The following is a 22,476-nucleotide window of genomic DNA, read 5'->3' on the forward strand; positions in this document are numbered from 1 at the left end:
CTGAAACCTTCAGGCAGCTGTTCGCCGGAGGGTCGGCCGATGTGCGGAAGACTGTCGCAATACCGGGGTATCCACGATTTCGTCGCAGTGCTGAGTATTCCCGATGCGCTGATCAATCACGTCGGCGAGGCGCCGCTGGCGCATTACAACGCCGCGCCCACCACGTCACTGGCGATCCTTCATCAGCACCAACAACGGCTATACGCCGACAATCTGCGCTGGGGCTGGCGCCCGCACTGGGCCAGGGATCGCGCCGCACCGATCAACGCGCGGCTGGAAAAAGTCGCCCACGGGCCGTTCTTTCGAGCGATCTGGCGTCATCGACTGATCGTGCCGGTCGACAACTGGTTCGAGTGGGTCGATGCACCCGACAAGAGCCGACAACCGTGGCTGATTCGTCGGGCCGATCATCAGCCGGTTTTCTGCGCCGCCATCGGCCAGTTTCCGATACCCGGCGAACCTTCACGGGAAGACGACGGCTTCGTCATCATTACCGCCAACAGCGAAGGCGGCTTGCTCGATGTGCATGACCGGCGCCCGATTGTGCTGCGCCCTGACCGGGTTCAGGAATGGCTCGATCCCGCCACGCCCACAGAGCGTGCCGAGCAGATGCTGTTGTTCGAAGCCGAGCCCAGCGAAGCGTTCCAATGGCACAAAGTCGGCAAAGCGGTGGGCAACTCCCGCAATCAGGGCGCGGAATTGATTGATGCCGTACCGTAAATAAATGTCGACGCGGTGCGTTATCAAAAGCAGGAACTCACGAATCGAATCCTGCCTGTTACACGCGGTGTTTCAAACGCGAAACATTCAACCTAAACAGTCGTTTGATTGAACTAACCGCCTGTCTGACATTTCAACCGTCATACATACATTTACAAACACTACGGATAGCATGCGCGCCGCATTTCCTTTTGGCATACCAGTTGACCAAAGAGTCAGCAAAACCAGGAATCCCCCACAAACTTACAAGCCTTGCAGAGAATTAAGTTGCGCGACGATTTTGCAATCAAACAGGTCACAGGCCTGGAGTGTATTCATCTGTCCCCGACAGAACGCTTTGAACTCGACTGTTTTATCGGCCACTATATAAAGACTCGAAACCTGCGTGACGTACCCGATATCGACCGCATCCTGCGCGCCACCCTCGAAAGCTATCCCTGCCACCCGCCGGTGATGGTCAACGAGCTGAATGCCTGGATCGACAAGACCTTGGGTTATCGGGCCTCCCACCCCGATTTCACGCACTTGGACGATCTTTGATGAACGAAAAGCCCCGCAATCGCGGGGCTTTTCGTTGTGGCGTTCAGGGTTTCAGCAGGGGTTCCCGATCACGTTCGGACAACTCGCGGCTTTCGTCATGCTTCCAGGTCTGCTCCTTGTGTTTCTCCCGTTCGATTTCTTCTTCGCTCGGTTCGTCATCTTCTTCAGGACGTTTCTGCTCGGTTGCCATGTTCACCTCGCTCATGAAATTGATCCATTAAGCGTAGAACTTAAAGCCACCAGCGCAATACAAAGAAAAACGCCATGCTCAATAGCATGCTGAGCAACGTGTTGCGCGTGTAGATCACCAGTGCGATTGCCACTAACGAACTCAGCAGATAAGGGTTATCCCACTGCAGATTCAGTTGTTTGTCCGGCATGAACACAATCGGCCCGCAAATCGCGGTCAACATGCCCGGCACGGCAAAACCGAGAAATTGCCGCGCGTTGCTGCTCAACCGTACCGGCAAGCGTGGTTCGAGAAACACGTAACGATTGAGGAACACCAGAATCCCCATGCCGATAATCACTGCCCAGACCATCATGTGCGCTCCCGATACAGCTTGTTGCAGATGAACCCAGCCGTCATGCCGGCCAGCCCCGACAGCACCAGCGCAGAACCCCATTGCCAATAACTGAACAACACCGAGCAAAACAGCGACACCGCCACGCAGACCACCGTCGGCACATTGCGCACCACCGGTGTGATCAGAGCGATGAAGGTGGCGGCAATCGAGAAGTCCAGCCCAAGGTGTTCAAGCCCCGGAATGCTGCTGCCGAGCACAATGCCGGCCAGGGTAAAAAGGTTCCAGGCGATGTAGAACGTCAGGCCGACGCCCAGGGCGTACCAGCGGTTGAACTGCTGACGATCGTGCTGACTGGTCAGGGCGAACAGCTCGTCGGTGAGCAAAAAGCCCAGGCCGATGCGCCAACGTCCCGGCAACGGCGAAATCACCTGGCGCATGCTCATGCCGTAAAGCAAGTGCTGCGAGGTCAGCAGCAGCGTGGTCAGCAGAATCGAGAAAATCCCGGCGCCGCCCTTGAGCATGCCGATCGCCACCAATTGCGCAGCGCCGGCAAACACGATGCTCGACAGGCCCTGCCCTTGCAGCGGCGTGAGGTTGGCTTCAATCGCCATTGAGCCGGCCAGCAGCCCCCAAGGGGCGGTCGCCAGGGATAACGGCATGATCGCCGCGGCGCCGTGAAGGAAGGCACTGCGCGGCATTAATGAGTCAGACATAACACGCTTCAACCGTGAGACAAGGCCCCGGACTCTGCCAGCAAACGCCCTTTCATGGCTTGAACAATCTTGCGCAGTTGGCGCAAATCCTTCCTTCCGTCAGTCGTTTACGGGCGTAACATGGCAACCATTCACACACGCGTCAGGGAGACGACATGCTGTATCGAATAGCCGCCGACGGGCTGGTGCTGTTTCATTTGCTGTTCATTCTGTTCGTGCTGTTCGGCGGACTGCTGGTACTCAAGTGGCCGCGGCTGATGTGGCTGCATTTGCCAGCGGCGGCCTGGGGCGTGGCGGTCGAGGTGTTGCACCTGACCTGTCCGCTGACCTATTGGGAAAACCTGATGCGCCACGCCGCCGGGCAAACAGAGTATGCCGGCGGTTTCATCGAACATTACGTCTGGCCGATCATCTACCCGGCCGGGCTGACCCCGCAGATTCAGTTGGTACTGGGCAGCGTGGTGCTGGTGGTCAACCTGCTGGTCTACGGGCGCCTGATCCGCCGCTGGAAACTCAGACGCGCCGCGCGCATTCCGTTTTAGCGCGCTTTCAGGGTTTCCAGCCAGGCCGGATCGAGGCGCGTCTGATCGGTGTCCAGACCGAGCGCCTCCATCTGCGCCTTGTGTGCTTCGACTTCTCGGTGCAATTGCGCGTGATCGCTGGAGTTGCCATCCAGTTCATGCATCTGAGTCAGGCCCAGGTGATAGAAACGCAGCACCTTCATCGCCACCGGATCACCCTTCTCCACCGCCGCCGTCACCTGATGCATCACATTGGTGACGCTCATCAGGCTGCGCTTGAGCCGCCAGCCGTACACTGCCGGAGCCATCCAGGTCTGGTTCCAGAAACGCCCGCGCAGCAACGCCGCCGTCAGCAGAAATGCGCCAAACACCCCGCCAACATTGAACCGCAGATTATCCCCGCCCGGCTCGCCGAACAGCGCCACCGCCGCCGTCGAAAACGCCATCGCCAGCACCAGAAACAGCAACGCGATGATCAGCGTGCTGCGCCGGGTCTGCTGGCGATAAGTGATGGCATCGATTGGTTGAATCTCGAACATCGCGACAGGCTTCCATGGCTTGAGTTAAAAAGAGGCTGCGCATTATCGCCTCTGGGGCGGATTTAGCTATGCTGGAGCGCCTTTTCATCTTTTCAAAGTCCAACGGGGACATGGCGATACCACGCAGATCGTGCCATCTTCATTCATGGATACACACTATTCGGATGCCATTGGCCATGCCGGCAATGACATCGTTTTAAGGATCACTGCATGACCCAACGACACGTAATCAATGCCTCGGTCAGCCCGAAAGGCAGCCTCGAAACCCTTTCCCAACGTGAAGTTCAGCAACTGAGCCAGGCCGGAACCGGCAGCACCTACACCCTCTTTCGCCAGTGCGCCCTGGCCATCCTCAATACCGGCGCCCATGTCGACAACGCAAAAACCATTCTTGAAGCCTACAAAGACTTCGAAATCCGCATCCACCAACAGGATCGCGGCGTGCGTCTGGAACTGTTGAACGCCCCGGCCGACGCCTTCGTCGACGGCGAAATGATCGCCAGCACCCGGGAAATGCTGTTCAGCGCCCTGCGCGACATCGTCTACACCGAAAACGAGCTCGACGCCCTGAGCATCGACCTCAGCACCTCCCAGGGCATCAGCGACTACGTCTTCCACCTGCTGCGCAACGCGCGCACCCTGCGCCCGGGCGTCGAGCCGAAAATCGTCGTGTGCTGGGGCGGCCACTCGATCAACACCGAAGAATACAAATACACCAAGAAAGTCGGCCACGAACTGGGTCTGCGCAGCCTCGATATCTGCACCGGCTGCGGCCCGGGCGTGATGAAAGGCCCGATGAAAGGCGCGACCATCGCCCACGCCAAACAGCGAATTCACGGCGGCCGTTACCTCGGTCTGACCGAGCCGGGCATCATAGCCGCCGAAGCGCCGAACCCGATCGTCAACGAACTGGTGATCCTGCCGGACATCGAAAAACGCCTGGAAGCCTTCGTCCGCGTCGGCCACGGCATCATCATCTTCCCGGGCGGCGCCGGCACTGCCGAAGAATTCCTGTACCTGCTGGGCATCCTGATGCACCCGGACAACGCCGGGCTGCCGTTCCCGGTGATTTTGACCGGGCCGAAACACGCCGCGCCGTACCTGGAACAACTGGACGCCTTCGTCACCGCCACCCTCGGCGAAGCGGCGAAACAGCACTACGAAATCATCATCGACGACCCGGCCGAAGTGGCGCGGCAGATGACCGCGGGCCTCAAAGCGGTGAAGCAGTTCCGCCGCGAGCGCAACGATGCGTTCCACTTCAACTGGCTGCTGAAAATCGACGAAGGCTTCCAGCGCCCGTTCGACCCGACCCACGAAAACATGGCCAACCTCAAGCTGCACCGCGACCAGCCGCCTCATGAACTGGCGGCCAACCTGCGCCGCGCGTTCTCCGGGATTGTCGCCGGCAACGTCAAAGACAAGGGCATTCGTCTGATCGAGGAACACGGGCCGTATCAGATCCGTGGCGACGCCGCGATCATGCAGCCGCTCGATCTGCTGCTCAAAGCCTTCGTCGCCCAGCACCGGATGAAACTGCCGGGCGGCGCGGCGTATGTGCCGTGCTATCGCGTGGTGTCCTGACACCGCCAATGCTTAACCCTGAAGACCCCATTCTTCAGGGCATCCCATAACACTGTGGGAGCCGGCTTGCCCGCGAAGGGGCCATTGAACTCAGCATCATTGTTGACTGACAGACCGCCTTCGCGAGCAGGCTCGCTCCCGCAAAAAGAGTGTGAACCATGGATCACATCAACCACATCCTGATCGTCGACGATGACCGCGAGATCCGCGAACTGGTCGGCAATTACCTGACAAAAAACGGCCTGCGCAGCACCGTGGTCGCCGATGGCCGGCAGATGCGCAGCTTTCTGGAAGCCAACACGGTCGACCTGATCGTGCTCGACATCATGCTCCCCGGCGATGACGGGTTGGTGCTGTGCCGCGAGTTGCGCGCCGGCAAGCACAAGGCGATCCCGATCCTGATGCTCACCGCCCGCGACGACCAGACAGACCGCATCCTCGGCCTGGAAATGGGCGCCGACGATTACCTGACCAAACCCTTCGCTGCCCGCGAACTGCTGGCGCGGATCAACGCCGTGCTGCGCCGCACGCGGATGCTGCCGCCCAATCTGCTGATCACCGAAACCGGGCGGCTGCTCGCGTTCGGTCGCTGGCGCCTGGACACCACCGCCCGACATCTGCTCGATGAAGACGACACCATGGTTGCCCTCAGCGGCGCCGAGTATCGTTTGCTGCGGGTGTTTCTCGATCATCCGCAACGGGTGCTCAGCCGCGACCAGTTGCTCAATCTGACTCAGGGTCGCGACGCCGACCTGTTCGACCGCTCCATTGATTTGCTGGTCAGCCGCCTGCGTCAGCGGCTGCTGGACGACTCCCGCGAGCCGACCTACATCAAGACCGTGCGCAACGAGGGTTATGTGTTCTCCTTCGCCGTGGAGATGCTCGCCGAATCCTGACGGATTTGTATCGCTCTGTATAAATTCGCCGCGCAGATACGTAACCCGCGTTTTCGGGCCGCAACACCACATATCAGCGATACACCCTCGCGTTTGAATGAACCCACCAGAAAGCACTGGTTCACTCATCATCAAACGCAAGGAGAAGCACCATGTTGAAGTCCTCGAAATCCCTGGTACTCGCTCTCAGCCTGCTCGGCGGCCTGGCAATGGCCGATCTGGCATCCGCCAGCTCCCAGCCGCTGGTCGCCGAATACGGCGCGGAAAACCTGCAGAAGGATCGTGTTGCCGAAGGTGGCGCGGATCGCTTGCAGGAACTGCGTGAACGCGTGGCTGAAGGCGGTGCCGATCGCTTGCAGGAACTGCGTGAACGCGTAGCCGAAGGCGGTGCCGATCGCTTGCAGGAACTGCGTGAACGCGTAGCCGAAGGCGGTGCTGACCGTTTGCAAGAGTTGCGCGAACGCGTCGCTGAAGGTGGCGCCGACCGCTTGCAGGAACTGCGCGAACGTTCGGCCCGCAGCGTACTGGTCGCCGAGAACCGTCCCGAGTTCGGTTCCAAGTATCAGCGCTACTGATCGGCTGTACCCGTCGTACTCGATTCCTGCCGGGGGTGTCACACCCCCGCAGCGATCACGACTTCCCGGTAACGAGGCACTGTCAGATGCCATGCAATATTGCCGTGCCATTGCACCTCGAGCGTCCGGGCACTGCGCAAGACTTGTTCGCGTAAAACATCGTCGCACTCAAGTCGATCCAGCTCGCGCGGCAAGCGCCGTTGCAGCTTGAAAAACTCACCGGCCCACACATCGATTCGACGGCGAACCTCGCTGGCAGCTTCACGCGGGGAACATTGTCGATGATGAATGAGATGAGTCAGCAGGTTGTACACGTCCTCCATGGGGTTTTTCATGATGGAGAAAGACAACAAGTCATTAACAGCCTTCAGCAGGTTCAAGCTCAGCCTGCGTAGCGCCTGCCAGATGTCGCTGTAATAAACACGAGATGGCAGGTGTACACGATCGGCGAAGTAATTGAATTCCACACACACCTGAAACCCGCCGGCATTGCGCCAGACACTTTCAAAATCCTGTTCGGCCGGCTGCGAACCTTCAAGCCGATGCATCGCTGCGCGCAAACAGGGATAGAGATAACTTTCATATTGCTCAAGCGTTCGTTGTCGCCACTGCGCGGGCATCTGCGCCCCCGCCTGCTGAATGATGTCCGCCAGACCGCCCGCCAGACCGGTGCAAAACGGTTGTCCATCGCGGCTTGCCATCTCATGCACGTCACGGATGCTCTGCTCCAGTAACTCAGGTGCCTGACTCAAATCCTCATCGGCCAGATCGTCTTGACAACTGAACCACCCGGTGAGGTGAGCAAACAACAGAAGGTCCTCACAGCCTGCATCGGGCCACATATAACCGGCGTAGAGCCCTGGCTGGTATATATCAAGTTGATGACGCGCATGCGGCCCATCCTCCAGCCCCAGTCGAATCAGCCATTGGCGAGTATGCAGTTCCGCTGCCTGAGCATGGGGGCTTAGCGCAAATGAAAGCCGTTGCAGCCGAGGTGGAAGAGCGAAGTCTTTTCGATGCTGTTTGATTAACGCGTCACGGTCACGAAGCTGCTTGTGCCACCCGCGTACGGTCGAGATGTCGTGCTGTCTGAAAATTAACTGCAGCCAGACGGTGAACTGTGCCGCATCTCGCCTGATCTCGCCAAAAACCGCATGCAGACTTGACCATCTCCAATCCATCGCTTCATCGGAATTCACCTTGGGATCCACTCGACTGAGCCCGACAAAGACGTGGTCATACTCGTTCTCGATCAAACCATTCGAAACCGGTGTCCGATAAACGAAGGCCTCGACCTCGATCAGCGCTGGGCAGTCCAGTCCCATTTCTTCGAACAATCGTCGTCTGGCTGCCGCAAGGATCGGTTCGCCGGCTCGAGGATGACCACAACACGTATTAGTCCATAATCCTTGAGAGTGATATTTGCCCAGCGCCCGTTTTTGCAGGAGCAGTCGGCCTTTCAAATCGAAAATGAAGATGGAGAAGGCGCGATGCAAAAGTCCGTCGCGGTGAACCTGCATTTTTTCGGCAGTTCCGGTTTCCCGATCGTATTCATCTACAAGAATCAGCTCTTCCATTCTCGTCACCGTCGCCCTTCAAGACTGGACGATACGTCGGACCAGGCTTCACTTTGCATGTGGGGTTAAAACTTCATTCTAAAACTAGACAAATTTGAGCAAGTGACAAGTTCGGCACTCAACCTCTCTTCAGACAACATCTGGATATATCTGAAAATTCTACAGTCGATAACCAATCGGTTTTTACTTGAGCATGAATCGCCACAAAAAATACGCTACGTTTCAACTGTCACTCCCGTATAACCCGCCCTTGCCAGAAGTACGCTGTTGGCAACCCGCCCAAAGAGTCTTCTGCAATGTTGCAATCAACCAGCTCAACCTACGCGCAAGCCAGAGAACTCTGGACGTTGGCCTTTAACTATCAAGAACAGCACGCCGGCATGAAAGTCAGGACAGCACTGACGCTCGCGCTTGCGGACATTTACCAATTAGCGCCGATGCATGCGCAAACGCTTTGCCAGATTGTCGAGCTCTTCAACACGGCGTCTCTGGTACACGATGACATCATTGACGAAGACCCTACACGTCGTGGTGCCCCGTCCGTCTGGGTGAAATTCGGTATCGCCAGCGCACTGGTATCCGGTATGTATGGCTACATTGAAGGCCTGCAAAAGTTGAACGCTTTGGGGGATCCGAATCTTATTCACGCAGCCCTGGGAAGTCTCGAGGCGTTGCACATCGGTCAGCACCTCGACACGCAGTTGAGTGCAGGCGACAGCCTACCGACGCTGGATCAATATCGTTTTATTGCACAAGCCAATACCGGATGCTTTTTCATGTTTATCCTGGACTCATGCCAAAGCCTCAATCCGATGCCGGTAGCAGTTTATTTGGCATTGCAGGACTTGATGCTGGAACTTGCCGTCTATTACCGCTACATCAATGACTACTGCGATATAAATCACACGCCCCACTTCAAGAAAAAAGGCTTTGCCCCTGATTTGGAAGGAGGTCCGAAAACGTTTCTCATGATCCTGGCCAACAGTCCATTAATCAAAAGTAAAAGAACGGACTTGCAGAAGCGCAGAATCATTTCTGACTGGGGTGATGCCGGAGTTTTCACCCGAGCGATGAACATCATGGAAGACAGTTTCAAGACCATTGAGCTTCATTTTGAGCAAGCCCGGTGCCTAGCTGGGGAACGAAACTTCGGTTCTCTACACACGTTCCTGCGGAACGTGCACTTTGAGCAAGAACCACAGGATAACTACTATCAGTCATTAATCAGGTAGCCTGGGCCCCTCGCTACTACCGATAAGCCTTGTTCTCTGACACAAAAGCCCCGCTGTTTCCCCACGACAGCCGTCATGGCTCGTACTAAGCTGCGCGATTGATTTGTTCAGGGACGATCCATGAAACGATTTGCCGCCTGTCTGCTGTCAATGCTGGCCCTGACGGCCACTGCGGCGGACCTGCAACTGCTCACCGACAACCACCCGCCCCTGCATTTCATGCAAGGTGATCAGCTCGCGGGATTCGGTGTGGACGTGGTACAGGCCCTGGCGACCCAGACCGGCGACCGTATCCATCTGCAACAAGTCCCGCTGCTGCGCGCCCTGCGCATGGCCAGCGACACCCCCGACACCGGCGTATTCACCGTGCTGCGTACCGACGAACGCGACGATCGCTATCAATGGGTCGGGCCGCTGATCGAAGTCGAAACCGCACTGTACGCCCGCGACAATCTCCAGCCTCCCGTGCACAGCCTGCGTGAAGCCGATCATCTGGGCCGGATCACCGTGCCGCGCAAATGGCTGGTCTACAGCTACCTGCAAGGACAAGACCTGAACAACCTCTACGGCGTGGAAACCCCGGAGCAGATGATGCGGCTGTTCAGCCTGGGGCGTACCGATTTCGTGGTCTCCGATACCTGGTCCAAAGCCGCCCTCGCCCGCGAACAAGGCATGGAGCCGGGACGCTTGCAGTACCAGATCCCGTTGATGAAACAGAACACCTACATTGCCTTTTCGCCGCAGACCGATCCGAAACAGGTCGCACGCTGGCAGCAGGCGCTGGATACATTGCGGGCCGACGGCCGTCTGGAGAAGCTGCGCCAGCGCTGGCTGAGCAATACCCTACCGCGCTGATCGCGCATCAACACCTTCGATAACAACTATGCGCAAGGGTGTTTTCACATCAAAACCCTCCAGCACTACAGTGGGCCCCATCTTCTCCCCACTCTCTGGAGCAACATCATGAAAGACATCATCGCACTCGGCTTCATTGTTTCCCTGATCGGCGCCACTTCCGCCATCGCTGCCCCACACGCCAGCACTCCAGTTGTCGCGGCTGCGACCGTTGGCCAGTCCGGCACCCTGAACGTCGACACCGTCAGCAACGACGCCGAACACCAAGGCCTCAAACTCCAACAGAACGCCGAACAGACCAAACTGTACGTCGCGGAAAATCGCCCGGAATTCGGGTCCAAATATCAGCGCTACTGAGTGATCGGTTTGAGCTGCCAGAAACAGGAAACCCCGCCGAAGCGGGGTTTCTTGCATTTGGGTGTCAGCGAACCAGACGCGCGGCCAGTGCCTTGGCCTGCAACGCCACGTCGGTGACAGCGGTGCTTTCCCACCACATGCCACGCAGCGGCGGGCCCAAGGCGAACAAGCGGTTCGAGACCCGACCCTCTTCATCCAGCACCGCACCGTCCACCGCCGCCGCGATGCCCAGCGCCAATGGCCCCGGCCGAACCAGACCGCGCGCCAGCAACTGCTGCGGCAACGGTCGCGCGACCCGGCGCCAGTCGTATTCGATGCCGCTGGAATTGATCAACGCCGCGCCCTGCACTACGCGGGTTTCGGCCTCACCGCGAGGGCGAATGCGGATACTCACGCCGTCCGGCGCCGGCTCAAGCCCCTTGTAAGACGCCGCATGAATGCGCAATCGCCCTTCCCGGTGCAGACGCTCGACCAGTTCCGCGCTCAGCGGCGGTGAACGATGGTGATGACTTTCCCACCACGGTCGCACATGGCGCACGAACTGCCGGCGCTGCGCATCGCTGGCCTGGCTCCACAAGCGACCGATGTGCGCCCGCACGGTGTCGAGCGGCGCCTGCCAGTCGATGCCTTGGGCGATGGCGTCGCGGCAATGCCGGCGCAATTCGCGCAGTAACTGGCGCGGCGTGCGGATGCTGTGATCCTCGGCGAGGAAGTCCACCCACACGGGCGGTTGCCGACGCACATGGGGCAACAGCCCGTGCCGGGAAAACACCTCGATCGGCCCGCGATGCCCGGCCTGCTCCAGCGACACCACGGCATCGACCATGGTCAAGCCGGAACCGATGATCAGCACCGTCGACTGCGGATCAAGTTGACGCATTGCAGCGACATCCCACGGATCGAGCGCCGCCGCGTTGAGGCCGCTGGACTCCTTTTGCGGGGTGCGGGCAGCCGGGAACATCCCGGTCGCCAACACGGCAAAAGCACCCTGCAACTGTTGACCGTCACTCAAGATGAGCTGCACGGAATCGTTGGAGGCCTGAACATCGACCACTTCGGCGCGCACATGCTCGACCGTCGAACCGTGTTGCGCGCCCACCTGCTGCGCCTCCGCCAGACGCTGCTGCACATACACGCCGAACAAACCCCGAGGTGGAAACAGTTCGCTGACCGGTACATGTTGCTGATCCGACTCCGGCCAGCCACCGCCAGCGATGTGAGCGGTCAGCCACTGGGTCAGGTCATCGGCATCGTCCGGATCGACGCTCATCCGCGCCGCATTGCCGTTGAGCGTGTGGCCCAGTTCCACCGCACTGTACGCTTCGCCCCGGCCCAGTTCGGCCCGGGGCTCGATCACCAGAATCGTTCTGCGCCCCGGCAAACGCAGCAATTGCACCGCCAGCATCGTACCGCTGAGGCCGCCGCCGACAATCAGAATGTCGGCGTGACGGGTGGCGGTTGTATCGGTTTGAGTCATGCCGTTCTCGCAGCTGAGGATATGCTCGGGCCAGTGTCATTCAGACGCCGCGAAGACGTCTAGACAGACGCGACCTTTTTCTCCTGCCGATGCAGCTCGCCGAGGTTTCGATAGCCGCTGCCCGGATGGATCTCCGGCAGTCTCGGCCCTTCGCCAAACAGCTTCTCGCGCAAGGTCCCCGGCGCGTACTCGGTCTTGTAGACACCGCGCTTCTGCAACTCCGGCACCAGCAATTCCACCGCGTCGATGAACGTTTCGTGGGTCAGCGCGTAGGCCAGGTTGAAGCCGTCGACGTCGGTTTCATCGACCCATTCCTGCAACAGGTCCGCCACCGTTTCCGGGCTGCCGACGAACAGCGGGCCGAAGCCGCCGATGCCGACCCAGTCAGCCAGTTCGTTGGGGGTCCAGACCTTGTTCGGATCGGCCGTGGAAAAAGCCTCGACCGCCGACTGGATCGCATTGGTATGCACATGCTTAAGCGGCTCGTCCGGTTTGAAGCGGCTGAAATCGATGCCGGTCCAGCCCGAGATCAATGCCATCGCGCCTTCGTAGCTGACCCAGGATTTGTATTCTTCGAACTTGGCTTTGGCCTTGGCGTCGGTCTCGCCCAAGATCACCGTTTGCAGATTGAAGATCAGGATCTTCGACGGATCGCGCCCGGCCTCGGCGGCGCGGCGGCGGATGTCGGCCACCGTTTTCTTCAGCAGCACTTTCGACGGTGCCGCGACAAATACACACTCGGCATGCTCGGCAGCAAACTGCTTGCCACGACTGGACGCGCCGGCCTGGTAGAGAACCGGCGTGCGCTGCGGCGACGGTTCGCAAAGGTGAATGCCCGGCACCTGGAAGTGTTTGCCGTGGTGGCGGATCTCGTGGATCTTGCTCGGGTCACTGAAAATCCGCCGCTCGCGATCCCGCAGGATAGCGCCCTCTTCCCAACTGCCTTCCCACAGTTTGTAGCAGACCTCCAGGTATTCCTCGGCGAAGTCGTAGCGCGCGTCGTGTTCGGTCTGGGCTTGCTGGCCGATGTTCTTCGCGCCGCTCTCCAGATAAGAGGTGACGATGTTCCAGCCGGCACGGCCCTTGGTCAGGTGATCGAGGGTCGACAGGCGTCGAGCGAATGGATATGGATGTTCGAAGGATAACGAGGCGGTCAGGCCAAACCCCAGGTGCTCGGTGACCAGGGCCATTGGCGGGATCAGTTGCAACGGATCGTTGACCGGCACCTGCGCCGCCTGCCGGATCGCCGCTTCGCCATTGCCGTTGTAGACGTCGTAGATGCCCAGCACGTCGGCGATGAACAAGCCGTCGAACTTGCCACTCTCAAGGACTTTCGCCAGATCGGTCCAGTACACCAGATCCTTGTATTGCCAGGAGCGATCCCGAGGGTGAGCCCACAGGCCCGGCGACTGATGACCGACGCAGTTCATGTCGAAGGCGTTGAGGCGGATTTCGCGGGGCATCAGATGGCACTCCCGATGTTCAGGAGGCGTTTCACGATTGGGTTTGAAGCGGTCATGTAAGGCGACTCCGTGGTTTCCGGATGAGGATCCACAACCCTTAGCAGGAGTCATGCCTGAATATATTTTCTATATTTATCAATGCATTGGGATAACAACCTAAAGTAGCCTGCAAACGGTAGGGAACAAACTGTTTATTGGCTGTCGGCGCAGCAACAGTCAGATCACCACATTGCGCACGAAGCGCGCGGCCACTTCCCCGTCATTGCGGTAGGTGTGCGGCTGATTGCTGGCGAACATGAAAAACTCGCCGGCGGCGATGCGCTGGGGTTGGTCGCCGAGCATCAGCGTCAGGCAGCCTTCGAACACAAAAATCTGCTCGCTCCAGCCCTCGGCGTCCGGTTGCGAGGGATAGACCTCGCCCGGTTGCAGGCACCATTCCCACTGTTCCACCGCGCGAGTGGCATTGGCCTTGGATAGCAAAACGGCTTTGCTGCCGGGGATGCTGCCGGCCCAGGCAAGTTCGTTGATACGGCCGGGATCGCGATTGTCCGGGGCCTGGATCAGATCGCTGAAGGCCACTTCGAGGGCTTCGGCGACGCGGTCGAGGGTGGTCAGACTGACATTCTTCTCACCCGCCTCGATGGCCACCAGCATTCGGCGGCTGACCCCGGACTTTTCGGCGAGGGCCGTCTGGCTCATGTCGGCGGCGTGGCGCAGGCGCCGGACGTTCTGGCTGACGTGTTGCAGGACTGAAGCCCGCTGAACGGAATCTCTGTGCACTATATTGCTCACTGGCTGGGGTTGGGCAGTATACTGCGCACCATTTGGCGCATTGTGCGTCTCCTTCTTAAAAGTGCGCAAGGTCATGACGTCAGCCAACTCCCCTCAAACTCCCCTGCGGTTTTCCCGGTTCAGCAAAGCCGAGTGCGTGCTGGTGTTGATCACCATGCTTTGGGGCGGCACCTTCCTGCTGGTGCAGCACGCCATGACCGTCAGCGGCCCGATGTTTTTCGTCGGCCTGCGCTTTGCCGCCGCCGCAGGCATTGTTGCGCTGTTCTCCTGGAAACACTTGCGGGAACTGACCCTGTTCGAATTCAAGGCTGGCGCCTTTATCGGCGTGGCGATCCTGCTCGGTTATGGCTTGCAGACCGTTGGGTTGCAGAGTATCCCAAGCAGCCAGTCGGCGTTCATCACGGCGTTGTACGTGCCGTTCGTGCCGCTGTTGCAATGGCTGGTGCTGGGCCGGCGCCCGGGTTTGATGCCGAGCATCGGCATCATGCTGGCGTTTACCGGACTGATGCTGCTTTCCGGGCCATCCGGGGCTTCGCTGAATTTCAGCCCCGGTGAAATCGCCACGCTGATCAGCGCCATCGCGATTGCGGCCGAAATCATCCTCATCAGTAACTACGCCGGGCAGGTGGATGTGCGCCGAGTGACGGTGGTGCAACTGGCGGTAACCGCGGCCCTGTCTTTCTTGATGGTGGTGCCGACCGGCGAGGCGATTCCGGATTTCTCGTGGCTGTTGCTGAGCACCGCCCTGGGCCTGGGCGCGATGAGCGCGGCGATTCAGGTGGCGATGAACTGGGCGCAGAAAAGTGTTTCGCCGACCCGCGCGACCTTGATCTACGCCGGTGAGCCGCTGTGGGCCGGAATCGTCGGGCGCATCGCGGGGGAGCGTCTGCCAGCGATTGCATTGGTGGGTGCGGGGCTGATCGTGGCGGCGGTGATCGTCAGTGAATTGAAGACCAAAGGCAAAGAGACACAAACGGTCACGGAAGAATTGGAGCACGAGACCGAAGGCTAAACGGGGGTTTTACGGCTACTTTGTAGGATTCAGAGACATCCTCGCGTTTGGCGATCCGGGAGCTGGCACGTATGATGCTTCACAAACTTCCGCAGATTAGAAGCCTATGTCCCTGATAGTTCTACTGCTTCTGCCTTTTCTGGGCAGCTGTCTGGCAGCCGTGCTGCCGCACAACGCACGTAACGCTGAATCCCTGCTGGCAGGTCTGGTCGCACTGATCGGCACTGTCTCGGTCGCGATGCTGTACCCGCAGATCGCCCACGGCGGCGTGATCCGCGAAGAATTCACCTGGCTGCCCAGCCTGGGCCTGAACTTCGTCCTGCGCATGGACGGCTTCGCCTGGCTGTTCTCGATGCTGGTGCTGGGCATCGGCACCCTCGTTTCCTTATATGCCCGTTATTACATGTCGCCGGACGATCCGGTGCCGCGCTTCTTCGCGTTCTTTCTGGCGTTCATGGGTGCCATGCTCGGGCTGGTGATCTCCGGCAACCTGATCCAGATCGTATTCTTCTGGGAGCTGACCAGCCTTTTCTCGTTCCTGTTGATCGGCTACTGGCACCACCGCCACGACGCGCGCCGTGGTGCGTACATGGCGTTGATGGTTACCGGCGCGGGAGGATTGTGCTTGCTGGCGGGGGTCATGATCCTCGGCCATGTGGTCGGCAGCTATGACCTGGACAAGGTCCTGGCCGCCGGCGATCTGATTCGCGCACACGCTCTCTACCCCATCCTGCTTCCCCTCATTCTTATCGGCGCGCTCAGCAAAAGCGCCCAGTTCCCCTTCCACTTCTGGCTGCCCCACGCGATGGCGGCCCCCACACCGGTTTCGGCGTACCTGCACTCGGCAACCATGGTCAAGGCCGGGGTTTTCCTGCTGGCCCGTCTGTGGCCATCGCTGTCCGGCAGCGAAGAATGGTTCTACATCGTCAGCGGCGCCGGCGCCGCCACGCTGTTGCTCGGCGCGTATTGCGCGATGTTCCAGAACGATCTCAAAGGGCTGCTGGCCTACTCGACCATCAGCCACCTCGGCCTGATCACGCTGCTGCTGGGTTTGAACAGTCCGCTGGCCGCTGTGGCGGCGGTGTTCCACATTCTCAACCACGCGACCTTCAAGGCTTCACTGTTCATGGCCGCCGGGATCATCGACCACGAAAGTGGCACCCGCGACATCCGCAAGCTCAACGGCCTGTTCAAACTGATTCCATTCACCGCCACCCTGGCGATGGTCGCCAGTGCGTCCATGGCCGGCGTGCCGCTGCTCAACGGTTTCCTGTCCAAGGAGATGTTCTTCGCCGAAACCGTGTTCATCAACGCCACTGCGTGGGTTGAAACCAGCCTGCCGATCGTCGCGACCATTGCCGGTATGTTCAGCGTGGCCTATTCGCTGCGTTTCACCGTTGATGTGTTCTTCGGCCCGACTGCCACCGACCTGCCGCACACCCCGCACGAGCCCCCGCGCTGGATGCGTGCGCCGGTGGAACTGCTGGTGTTCACCTGCCTGCTGGTGGGGATTTTCCCGGCCCAGGTGGTCGGCCCGTTGCTCGCCGCCGCCGCGTTGCCGGTGGTGGGTGGCGTGCTGCCGGAATACAGCCTGGCGATCTGGCACGGCCTCAATGCACCGATGATCATGAGCCTGATCGCCATGTCTGGCGGCATCGTGCTGTATCTGCTGCTGCGCAACCAGCTCAAGCGCGGCCGCTTCAAGTATCCGCCGCTGGCGGGTCGCCTTAACGGCAAGCGAATGTTTGAACGCAGCCTGGTGGCGATGATGCGCCTGGCTCGACGCCTGGAGCGACGAATCGGCACCAAGCGCCTGCAAGCGCAATTGTTCCTGATGGTGCTGGCGGCGGTGCTGGCCGGGCTGATCCCGATGCTGCACAGCAACCTGAGCTGGGGCGACCGGCCGAAGATCCCGGGCTCGATCGTGTTCGTGACCCTGTGGTTGCTGGCAATCGCCTGCGCCCTGGGCGCTGCGTGGCAGGCCAAGTATCACCGTCTCGCCGCACTGACCATGGTCAGCGTCTGCGGCCTGATGACCTGCGTAACCTTCGTCTGGTTCTCGGCGCCGGATCTGGCCCTGACGCAACTGGTGGTCGAAGTGGTGACCACCGTGCTGATCCTGCTCGGCCTGCGCTGGCTGCCACGGCGGATCGAAGAGGTTTCGCCGCTGCCAAGCAGCCTGCGCAAGGCGCGGGTTCGACGTCTGCGCGACTTGCTGCTGTCGATTGCCGTCGGTGGCGGCATGGCGCTGCTGTCCTACGCGATGCTGACCCGGCAGACGCCGAACGACATTTCTTCGTTCTACCTGAGCCGCGCCCTGCCCGAGGGCGGCGGCAGCAACGTGGTCAACGTGATGCTGGTGGATTTCCGTGGTTTCGACACCCTTGGTGAGATCACAGTGCTCGCCGCCGTGGCCCTGACCGTGTTCGCCCTGCTGCGTCGCTTCCGCCCGCCGAAAGAAAGCCTGCAACTGCCGGCCCAGCAGCGCCTGCTCGCCCCCGACGTGGTGACCGATCTGGTCAACCCGCGCTCGGCCAGCGACACCGCGCTCGGTTTCATGATGGTGCCGGCGGTACTGGTGCGCCTGCTGCTGCCGATTGCGCTGGTGGTGTCGTTCTACCTGTTCATGCGCGGGCACAACCAGCCGGGTGGCGGCTTCGTCGCCGGTCTGGTGATGTCGGTGGCGTTCATCCTCCAATACATGGTCGCCGGCACTCAGTGGGTCGAGGCGCAAATGAGCCTGCGCCCACTGCGCTGGATGGGCACCGGCCTGCTGTTCGCCACCGTTACCGGCCTCGGGGCGATGGCGGTGGGCTATCCGTTCCTGACCACCCACACCTGGCACTTCAGCCTGCCGCTGCTGGGTGATATCCATATCGCCAGCGCGCTGTTCTTCGATATCGGCGTCTACGCCGTGGTGGTCGGCTCGACCTTGCTGATCCTCACCGCCCTCGCCCACCAATCGGTCCGGGGCCATAAAACCGCTGCCGCCAAAGGAGCCGCCTGATGGAAGAAGTCATCGCAATCGCCATCGGCGTACTCGCCGCGTCCGGGGTCTGGCTGATCCTGCGGCCACGGACATTCCAGGTGGTGATGGGCCTGTGCCTGCTGTCCTACGGCGTCAATCTGTTCATCTTCAGCATGGGCAGCCTGTTCATCGGCAAGGAGCCGATCATCAAGGACGGCGTGCCGCAGGACCTGCTCAATTACACCGACCCGTTGCCCCAGGCGCTGGTGCTGACGGCCATCGTCATCAGCTTCGCCATGACCGCATTGTTTCTGGTGGTGTTGCTGGCCTCTCGGGGCCTGACCGGCACCGACCACGTTGACGGAAGGGAGCCCAAGGAATGACGGCGATGACTCACCTGATCGCCGCACCGATTCTGCTGCCGCTGCTGACCGCCGCCATCATGCTGATGCTCGGCGAAAAGCACCGTCCGCTGAAGGCGAAAATCAACCTGTTCTCCAGCCTCCTCGGCCTCGGCATTTCGGTGTTGCTGCTGCAATGGACCCAGACCACCGGCGTGCCCGGCTCGATCGGCGTCTACCTGCCGGGCAATTGGCAGGTGCCGTTCGGCATCGTGCTGGTGGTCGATCGCCTTTCGGCGCTGATGCTGGTGCTGACCGGGATCATTGGCGTCAGCGCCCTGCTGTTCGCCATGGCCCGCTGGGACGGCGCCGGGTCGAGCTTCCACGCCTTGTTCCAGATTCAGTTGATGGGCCTTTACGGCGCATTCCTGACGGCGGACCTGTTCAACCTGTTCGTATTCTTCGAGGTATTGCTGGCCGCGTCCTACGGCCTGTTGCTTCATGGTTCGGGCCGGGCGCGGGTGTCGTCGGGGCTGCATTACATCTCGATCAACCTGCTGGCGTCGTCGCTGTTCCTGATCGGCGCGGCGCTGATCTACGGTGTGACCGGCACGCTGAACATGGCGGATCTGGCCCTGAAGATCCCGCTGGTGCCGGAAGCCGACCGTGGCCTGCTGCACGCCGGCGCGGGAATTCTGGCCGTGGCATTCCTGGCCAAGGCCGGCATGTGGCCGCTGAACTTCTGGCTGGTGCCGGCCTATTCGTCGGCCAGCGCACCGGTGGCGGCGATGTTCGCGATCATGACCAAGGTCGGTGTCTACACCCTGCTGCGCCTGTGGACGTTGCTGTTCTCGGGCCAGGCCGGCGCTTCGGCGTACTTTGGCGGCGACTGGCTGATCTACGGAGGCATGGCCACCATGGCCGGCGCGGGTGTGGCGATCATCGCCGCGCAACGCCTGGAACGCATGGCCAGCCTGAGCATTCTGGTATCCGCGGGGATCCTGCTGTCGGCCGTGGGCTTCGCCCAGCCAAACCTGATCGGCGCCGCGCTGTTCTATCTGGTCAGCTCGACCCTGGCGCTGAGTGCGCTGTTCCTGCTGGCCGAATTGATCGAACGTTCGCGCACCGCCATCGAAGTGCCGCTGGAAGACGAGAACGAACTGCTGCCGCGTCCGCAGGAATGGCAGCGTCCGATCAAGGGCATCAACCTCGACGACGATCAGAAAGCCGTGGTCGGTCAGGTGATCCCGTGGACCATGGCCTTCCTCGGTCTGAGCTTCATTGCCTGCGCGCTGTTGATTATCGGCATGCCGCCGCTGTCCGGCTTCATCGGCAAGCTCAGCCTGATCGGTGCCCTGCTCAATCCGCTGGGCCTCGGCGCAGGCGAACCGATCTCGAATGCCGCCTGGGGCTTACTGGCCTTGCTGATTCTTACAGGCCTCGGCTCGCTGATGGCGTTCTCGCGCCTGGGGATCCAGCGCTTCTGGTCGCCCGAGGAGCGCCCGTCGCCGCTGCTGCGCAAACTGGAATGCACACCGATTTTCCTGCTGCTCGGTCTGAGCATCGCCCTGACCTTCAAGGCTGAACCACTGCTGCGTTACACCCAGGCAGCGGCCGATGCCCTGAACAATCCGCAGCAATACGTGATGGCGGTGCTCGGCACCCGCGCCGTGCCGAGCCCGGAAGCCAAGGCTGCGCTGCTGGAGGTGCAGCCATGAAGCGTCTGATTCCGGCTCCGTGGTTGTCGCTTGCGCTGTGGTTGCTGTGGCTGGTGCTGAACCTGTCGGTCAGCCCGGGCAACCTGCTGCTGGGTGCCGTACTCGGTTTCTGCGCCCCGCTGATGATGCGCAAATTGCGCCCGCAGCGGATCCACATCCGCCGCCCGGGCACGATCCTGCGATTGTTTCTGCTGGTCGGGCGTGACGTGATCGTCTCGAACCTGCAGGTGGCCTGGGGCGTGCTCAACGCCGGTCGCCGCCCGCCTCGCTCGCGCTTCATCAAGGTGCCGCTGGACCTGCGCGACGCCAACGGCCTGGCAGCATTGTCGATGATCACCACGGTTATTCCCGGCACAGTCTGGTCAGAACTGGCGCTGGATCGCAGCATTCTGTTGCTGCACGTCTGGGATCTGGATGACGAGGCGCAGTTCATCCAGCACTTCAAGGTCACTTACGAGCGGCCGTTGATGGAGATTTTCGAATGAGCCCGCTGCTGTCGAACGCCATTCTGCTGACGCTGTTCCTGTTTTCCCTGGCCATGGTCCTCACGCTGGTGCGCCTGTTCAAAGGCCCGTCGGCGCAGGACCGGGTACTGGCGCTGGATTACCTGTACATCGTCGCCATGCTGATGATGCTGACCCTGGGGATTCGTTATGCCAGTGACACCTACTTCGAAGCGGCGCTGCTGATCGCGCTGTTCGGCTTCGTCGGCTCGTTTGCCCTGGCGAAATTCCTCCTGCGTGGCGAGGTGATCGAATGAACGCTGAACTGTCTTTGTGGGTGGAAATCCCGGTGGCGATTCTGCTGGTGCTCAGCGGTATTTTCGCCCTGATCGGTGCGACCGGCCTGCTGCGGATGAAGGATTACTTCCAGCGCATGCACCCGCCGGCACTGGCCTCGACCCTCGGCGCGTGGTGTGTGGCGCTGGCATCGATCATCTGTTTTTCCGCGCTCAAGTCCGGGCCGCTGCTGCACGCATGGCTGATCCCGATTCTGCTGTCGATCACCGTGCCGGTGACCACCCTGCTGCTGGCGCGGGCGGCGTTGTTCCGCAAGCGCATGGCCGGGGATGATGTGCCGGCCGAGGTGAGCAGCCGACGTACTGAAACCGGCAGCTAGATCCAGGCAACAGCCAATAGCCCGGCTCCCAAAATCAGACACAGCGGCGAGTAAACCCAAGTGTCGAGCCGGGCAAACCGCGACCCCTTCACTTCCTTGAAAAAACCCACCAGCTCCGAATCGCCGATCGCCCGCGCAAACATCAGCAGCGCAATCGCGCTGATCACCCATTGCAGCGCCCAGTGATGCACGGCGGGCAGCCACCACCCCACTCGCATGCACACCAGTGCGGCAATCAGTAGCAGGGCTGCCGCTACCACCAGCGTGATCCAGCCTGACGGCTTGAACGCAGGCCTGAGGGTCAGCCCGCCGTTATCCACCGGAACCTGCGGCACCACCGCAACGGCCGCCCACTGTCCACCCATCGCCCAATACACATGCATCAGGCTGATCACCGCGAATATCGTCACCAGCCATTGAGCCAACACAAAGGTCATGGTCGAGAATCCTTGAAAGGGATTTGAACAAAACATCCTAGTCGGCATTTTTCCATGTGCACGACCGATCGGCGGTGCGGTAAAGTGCCGCCCCATGAAATTCACCCGTACCGATCGCTCACTGCTGGCCTGGATGCTCTATTGCTGCGTCCTGTTCAACGTGTTCGCCTGCAGCATCGGTCACGGACAAATGGTCGGTATGCAGCTCAACGGTATCGGCGGACAGTTCTGTGCCGTCGACCCGAGCACCCAGGCGCCGCTCGCCTCGAGTCCCACCGAAGAAAAACTGCCGACCCTGGCCAAGGCGTTCGGCTGTCCACTGTGCTCCACCGGAGGCATGGGCCCGGCGTTCAACTCCAGCCTGACCCTGGCGATCCTGCCGGAACAACACAGCCCGCCGCTGCCGGCCATCGTCAGCGCCGACCTTCCTGCCCGTTTTATCTGGCCTTCGGCCAATCCCCGCGCCCCGCCGCTCGCCTGAGTGCCCTTGCCTTTTTGATCTGTCAGCCCACT

Annotated in this window: 26 protein-coding genes; 17 read left to right on the plus strand and 9 right to left on the minus strand. The window is 60.6% G+C overall.

Annotation, left to right across the window (positions count from 1 at the left end):
* Window positions 1-39: 39 nt before the first annotated feature.
* A complete protein-coding gene (locus PDR5_RS16970) occupies window positions 40-720 on the plus strand; it encodes an SOS response-associated peptidase (RefSeq protein ID WP_064597367.1) in 681 nt (226 codons plus the stop codon).
* Window positions 721-987: 267 nt separating this feature from the next.
* Window positions 988-1,260, plus strand: coding sequence for a hypothetical protein (locus tag PDR5_RS29370; RefSeq protein WP_082934463.1), 273 nt, complete (start codon window positions 988-990; stop codon window positions 1,258-1,260).
* 43 nt (window positions 1,261-1,303) lie between these two features.
* Here the strand turns inward: PDR5_RS29370 and PDR5_RS29695 are convergent, their stop codons facing one another.
* From PDR5_RS29695 to PDR5_RS16985, 3 genes are read right to left on the minus strand one after another with little or no spacing between them, the layout of a single operon-like run.
* A complete protein-coding gene (locus PDR5_RS29695) occupies window positions 1,304-1,465 on the minus strand; it encodes a hypothetical protein (RefSeq protein ID WP_156669343.1) in 162 nt (53 codons plus the stop codon).
* A 25-nt stretch (window positions 1,466-1,490) separates the two neighbouring features.
* Window positions 1,491-1,802, minus strand: a complete 312-nt coding sequence (locus PDR5_RS16980) for an AzlD domain-containing protein (protein WP_172829539.1) — start codon at window positions 1,800-1,802, stop codon at window positions 1,491-1,493.
* Complete coding sequence (locus tag PDR5_RS16985; RefSeq protein WP_064597377.1) at window positions 1,802-2,500, minus strand: AzlC family ABC transporter permease; 699 nt, start codon at window positions 2,498-2,500, stop codon at window positions 1,802-1,804. The genes PDR5_RS16980 and PDR5_RS16985 overlap by 1 nt, the downstream gene beginning before the upstream one ends.
* A 155-nt stretch (window positions 2,501-2,655) precedes the next feature.
* Between PDR5_RS16985 and PDR5_RS16990 the strand changes: the two genes are divergently transcribed.
* The gene (locus tag PDR5_RS16990) at window positions 2,656-3,042 is read left to right on the plus strand and encodes a DUF2784 domain-containing protein (protein WP_039766992.1); all 387 of its coding nucleotides are present in this window, start codon (window positions 2,656-2,658) and stop codon (window positions 3,040-3,042) included.
* On the opposite strand, the gene PDR5_RS16995 is transcribed toward PDR5_RS16990, so the two are convergent.
* A complete protein-coding gene (locus PDR5_RS16995; protein WP_064597379.1) occupies window positions 3,039-3,560 on the minus strand; it encodes a DUF3087 domain-containing protein in 522 nt (173 codons plus the stop codon). The genes PDR5_RS16990 and PDR5_RS16995 overlap by 4 nt on opposite strands.
* 210 nt (window positions 3,561-3,770) lie before the next feature.
* Here PDR5_RS16995 and ppnN point away from each other — a divergent pair, with 210 nt between their 5' ends.
* The 3 genes from ppnN to PDR5_RS17010 all read left to right on the plus strand — a co-directional run bounded on the left by ppnN (window position 3,771) and on the right by PDR5_RS17010 (window position 6,615).
* A complete protein-coding gene (gene ppnN / locus PDR5_RS17000) occupies window positions 3,771-5,144 on the plus strand; it encodes a nucleotide 5'-monophosphate nucleosidase PpnN (RefSeq protein WP_064597381.1) in 1,374 nt (457 codons plus the stop codon).
* A 158-nt stretch (window positions 5,145-5,302) separates the two neighbouring features.
* Complete coding sequence (locus PDR5_RS17005) at window positions 5,303-6,040, plus strand: response regulator (protein WP_039766999.1); 738 nt, start codon at window positions 5,303-5,305, stop codon at window positions 6,038-6,040.
* Between the two features lie 209 nt (window positions 6,041-6,249).
* The gene (locus tag PDR5_RS17010) at window positions 6,250-6,615 is read left to right on the plus strand and encodes a hypothetical protein (protein ID WP_442963862.1); all 366 of its coding nucleotides are present in this window, start codon (window positions 6,250-6,252) and stop codon (window positions 6,613-6,615) included.
* Between the two features lie 38 nt (window positions 6,616-6,653).
* On the opposite strand, the gene idi is transcribed toward PDR5_RS17010, so the two are convergent.
* Entirely contained in the window at window positions 6,654-8,192 is a 1,539-nt protein-coding gene (gene idi / locus PDR5_RS30210; RefSeq protein WP_237233727.1) for an isopentenyl-diphosphate Delta-isomerase, read from the minus strand.
* A 296-nt stretch (window positions 8,193-8,488) separates the two neighbouring features.
* Here idi and PDR5_RS17020 point away from each other — a divergent pair, with 296 nt between their 5' ends.
* The 3 genes from PDR5_RS17020 (at window position 8,489) to PDR5_RS17030 (ending at window position 10,636) form a co-directional block, all read left to right on the plus strand.
* Window positions 8,489-9,424 (plus strand): polyprenyl synthetase family protein, encoded by a 936-nt coding sequence (locus PDR5_RS17020; protein WP_064597385.1) that lies wholly within the window; start codon window positions 8,489-8,491, stop codon window positions 9,422-9,424.
* 120 nt (window positions 9,425-9,544) lie between these two features.
* Window positions 9,545-10,279 carry a substrate-binding periplasmic protein gene (locus tag PDR5_RS17025; RefSeq protein ID WP_064597387.1) on the plus strand — a complete coding sequence of 245 codons (735 nt, stop codon included), beginning with the start codon at window positions 9,545-9,547 and terminating at the stop codon, window positions 10,277-10,279.
* Between the two features lie 108 nt (window positions 10,280-10,387).
* Window positions 10,388-10,636 carry a hypothetical protein gene (locus tag PDR5_RS17030; protein ID WP_039767006.1) on the plus strand — a complete coding sequence of 83 codons (249 nt, stop codon included), beginning with the start codon at window positions 10,388-10,390 and terminating at the stop codon, window positions 10,634-10,636.
* A 64-nt stretch (window positions 10,637-10,700) separates the two neighbouring features.
* Here PDR5_RS17030 and PDR5_RS17035 read toward each other — a convergent pair whose 3' ends face one another.
* The 3 genes from PDR5_RS17035 to PDR5_RS17045 form a co-directional block, all read right to left on the minus strand.
* Window positions 10,701-12,113 (minus strand): FAD/NAD(P)-binding protein, encoded by a 1,413-nt coding sequence (locus PDR5_RS17035; protein ID WP_064597389.1) that lies wholly within the window; start codon window positions 12,111-12,113, stop codon window positions 10,701-10,703.
* A gap of 59 nt (window positions 12,114-12,172) precedes the next feature.
* A complete protein-coding gene (locus PDR5_RS17040) occupies window positions 12,173-13,576 on the minus strand; it encodes an LLM class flavin-dependent oxidoreductase (RefSeq protein ID WP_064597391.1) in 1,404 nt (467 codons plus the stop codon).
* Between the two features lie 216 nt (window positions 13,577-13,792).
* Window positions 13,793-14,356: a helix-turn-helix domain-containing protein gene (locus PDR5_RS17045; protein ID WP_064597393.1), complete on the minus strand. Its 564-nt coding sequence runs from the start codon at window positions 14,354-14,356 to the stop codon at window positions 13,793-13,795.
* An 85-nt stretch (window positions 14,357-14,441) separates the two neighbouring features.
* Between PDR5_RS17045 and PDR5_RS17050 the strand changes: the two genes are divergently transcribed.
* The 7 genes from PDR5_RS17050 to PDR5_RS17080 all read left to right on the plus strand — a co-directional run bounded on the left by PDR5_RS17050 (window position 14,442) and on the right by PDR5_RS17080 (window position 21,526).
* Window positions 14,442-15,380, plus strand: a complete 939-nt coding sequence (locus PDR5_RS17050; RefSeq protein ID WP_064597395.1) for a DMT family transporter — start codon at window positions 14,442-14,444, stop codon at window positions 15,378-15,380.
* A 106-nt stretch (window positions 15,381-15,486) separates the two neighbouring features.
* A complete protein-coding gene (locus PDR5_RS17055) occupies window positions 15,487-18,387 on the plus strand; it encodes a monovalent cation/H+ antiporter subunit A (RefSeq protein WP_064597396.1) in 2,901 nt (966 codons plus the stop codon).
* On the plus strand, window positions 18,387-18,731 hold the full coding sequence (locus PDR5_RS17060) for a Na+/H+ antiporter subunit C (RefSeq protein ID WP_003192163.1): 345 nt from the start codon (window positions 18,387-18,389) through the stop codon (window positions 18,729-18,731). Before PDR5_RS17055 ends, PDR5_RS17060 begins: the two co-directional genes overlap by 1 nt.
* Window positions 18,728-20,407, plus strand: a complete 1,680-nt coding sequence (locus tag PDR5_RS17065; protein WP_064597399.1) for a monovalent cation/H+ antiporter subunit D — start codon at window positions 18,728-18,730, stop codon at window positions 20,405-20,407. The genes PDR5_RS17060 and PDR5_RS17065 overlap by 4 nt, the downstream gene beginning before the upstream one ends.
* Window positions 20,404-20,892 (plus strand): Na+/H+ antiporter subunit E, encoded by a 489-nt coding sequence (locus tag PDR5_RS17070; protein ID WP_064597400.1) that lies wholly within the window; start codon window positions 20,404-20,406, stop codon window positions 20,890-20,892. The genes PDR5_RS17065 and PDR5_RS17070 overlap by 4 nt, the downstream gene beginning before the upstream one ends.
* Entirely contained in the window at window positions 20,889-21,167 is a 279-nt protein-coding gene (locus PDR5_RS17075; protein WP_011334688.1) for a K+/H+ antiporter subunit F, read from the plus strand. The genes PDR5_RS17070 and PDR5_RS17075 overlap by 4 nt, the downstream gene beginning before the upstream one ends.
* Window positions 21,164-21,526: a Na+/H+ antiporter subunit G gene (locus PDR5_RS17080; protein ID WP_064597402.1), complete on the plus strand. Its 363-nt coding sequence runs from the start codon at window positions 21,164-21,166 to the stop codon at window positions 21,524-21,526. The genes PDR5_RS17075 and PDR5_RS17080 overlap by 4 nt, the downstream gene beginning before the upstream one ends.
* Here the strand turns inward: PDR5_RS17080 and PDR5_RS17085 are convergent.
* Complete coding sequence (locus tag PDR5_RS17085) at window positions 21,523-21,963, minus strand: DUF3995 domain-containing protein (RefSeq protein WP_007950535.1); 441 nt, start codon at window positions 21,961-21,963, stop codon at window positions 21,523-21,525. The two genes, PDR5_RS17080 and PDR5_RS17085, sit on opposite strands and share 4 nt — an antisense overlap.
* Window positions 21,964-22,057: 94 nt before the next feature.
* Between PDR5_RS17085 and PDR5_RS17090 the strand changes: the two genes are divergently transcribed.
* Complete coding sequence (locus tag PDR5_RS17090; protein ID WP_064597404.1) at window positions 22,058-22,444, plus strand: DUF2946 domain-containing protein; 387 nt, start codon at window positions 22,058-22,060, stop codon at window positions 22,442-22,444.
* The last annotated feature ends 32 nt before the right edge of the window (window positions 22,445-22,476 follow it).

This window comes from Pseudomonas sp. DR 5-09, from assembly GCF_001655595.1.
Lineage (GTDB): Bacteria > Pseudomonadota > Gammaproteobacteria > Pseudomonadales > Pseudomonadaceae > Aquipseudomonas > Aquipseudomonas pharyngis.

Excerpts from the sequence above, each read along its gene's own strand:
- PDR5_RS17025 (WP_064597387.1), top strand. The coding sequence starts at position 9,545 with ATGAAACGATTTGCCGCCTGTCTGCTGTCAATGCTGGCCCTGACGGCC.
- PDR5_RS17030 (WP_039767006.1), top strand. The coding sequence starts at position 10,388 with ATGAAAGACATCATCGCACTCGGCTTCATTGTTTCCCTGATCGGCGCC.
- PDR5_RS17080 (WP_064597402.1), top strand. The coding sequence starts at position 21,164 with ATGAACGCTGAACTGTCTTTGTGGGTGGAAATCCCGGTGGCGATTCTG.
- PDR5_RS17040 (WP_064597391.1), bottom strand. The coding sequence starts at position 13,576 with ATGCCCCGCGAAATCCGCCTCAACGCCTTCGACATGAACTGCGTCGGT.
- PDR5_RS17035 (WP_064597389.1), bottom strand. The coding sequence starts at position 12,113 with ATGACTCAAACCGATACAACCGCCACCCGTCACGCCGACATTCTGATT.
- PDR5_RS17055 (WP_064597396.1), top strand. The coding sequence starts at position 15,487 with ATGTCCCTGATAGTTCTACTGCTTCTGCCTTTTCTGGGCAGCTGTCTG.
- PDR5_RS16990 (WP_039766992.1), top strand. The coding sequence starts at position 2,656 with ATGCTGTATCGAATAGCCGCCGACGGGCTGGTGCTGTTTCATTTGCTG.
- idi (WP_237233727.1), bottom strand. The coding sequence starts at position 8,192 with ATGGAAGAGCTGATTCTTGTAGATGAATACGATCGGGAAACCGGAACT.
- PDR5_RS17020 (WP_064597385.1), top strand. The coding sequence starts at position 8,489 with ATGTTGCAATCAACCAGCTCAACCTACGCGCAAGCCAGAGAACTCTGG.
- PDR5_RS17005 (WP_039766999.1), top strand. The coding sequence starts at position 5,303 with ATGGATCACATCAACCACATCCTGATCGTCGACGATGACCGCGAGATC.
- PDR5_RS17010 (WP_442963862.1), top strand. The coding sequence starts at position 6,250 with ATGGCCGATCTGGCATCCGCCAGCTCCCAGCCGCTGGTCGCCGAATAC.
- ppnN (WP_064597381.1), top strand. The coding sequence starts at position 3,771 with ATGACCCAACGACACGTAATCAATGCCTCGGTCAGCCCGAAAGGCAGC.
- PDR5_RS17060 (WP_003192163.1), top strand. The coding sequence starts at position 18,387 with ATGGAAGAAGTCATCGCAATCGCCATCGGCGTACTCGCCGCGTCCGGG.
- PDR5_RS29695 (WP_156669343.1), bottom strand. The coding sequence starts at position 1,465 with ATGAGCGAGGTGAACATGGCAACCGAGCAGAAACGTCCTGAAGAAGAT.
- PDR5_RS17050 (WP_064597395.1), top strand. The coding sequence starts at position 14,442 with ATGACGTCAGCCAACTCCCCTCAAACTCCCCTGCGGTTTTCCCGGTTC.
- PDR5_RS17090 (WP_064597404.1), top strand. The coding sequence starts at position 22,058 with ATGAAATTCACCCGTACCGATCGCTCACTGCTGGCCTGGATGCTCTAT.
- PDR5_RS17085 (WP_007950535.1), bottom strand. The coding sequence starts at position 21,963 with ATGACCTTTGTGTTGGCTCAATGGCTGGTGACGATATTCGCGGTGATC.
- PDR5_RS17065 (WP_064597399.1), top strand. The coding sequence starts at position 18,728 with ATGACGGCGATGACTCACCTGATCGCCGCACCGATTCTGCTGCCGCTG.
- PDR5_RS16970 (WP_064597367.1), top strand. The coding sequence starts at position 40 with ATGTGCGGAAGACTGTCGCAATACCGGGGTATCCACGATTTCGTCGCA.
- PDR5_RS16980 (WP_172829539.1), bottom strand. The coding sequence starts at position 1,802 with ATGGTCTGGGCAGTGATTATCGGCATGGGGATTCTGGTGTTCCTCAAT.
- PDR5_RS17075 (WP_011334688.1), top strand. The coding sequence starts at position 20,889 with ATGAGCCCGCTGCTGTCGAACGCCATTCTGCTGACGCTGTTCCTGTTT.
- PDR5_RS16995 (WP_064597379.1), bottom strand. The coding sequence starts at position 3,560 with ATGTTCGAGATTCAACCAATCGATGCCATCACTTATCGCCAGCAGACC.
- PDR5_RS17070 (WP_064597400.1), top strand. The coding sequence starts at position 20,404 with ATGAAGCGTCTGATTCCGGCTCCGTGGTTGTCGCTTGCGCTGTGGTTG.
- PDR5_RS16985 (WP_064597377.1), bottom strand. The coding sequence starts at position 2,500 with ATGTCTGACTCATTAATGCCGCGCAGTGCCTTCCTTCACGGCGCCGCG.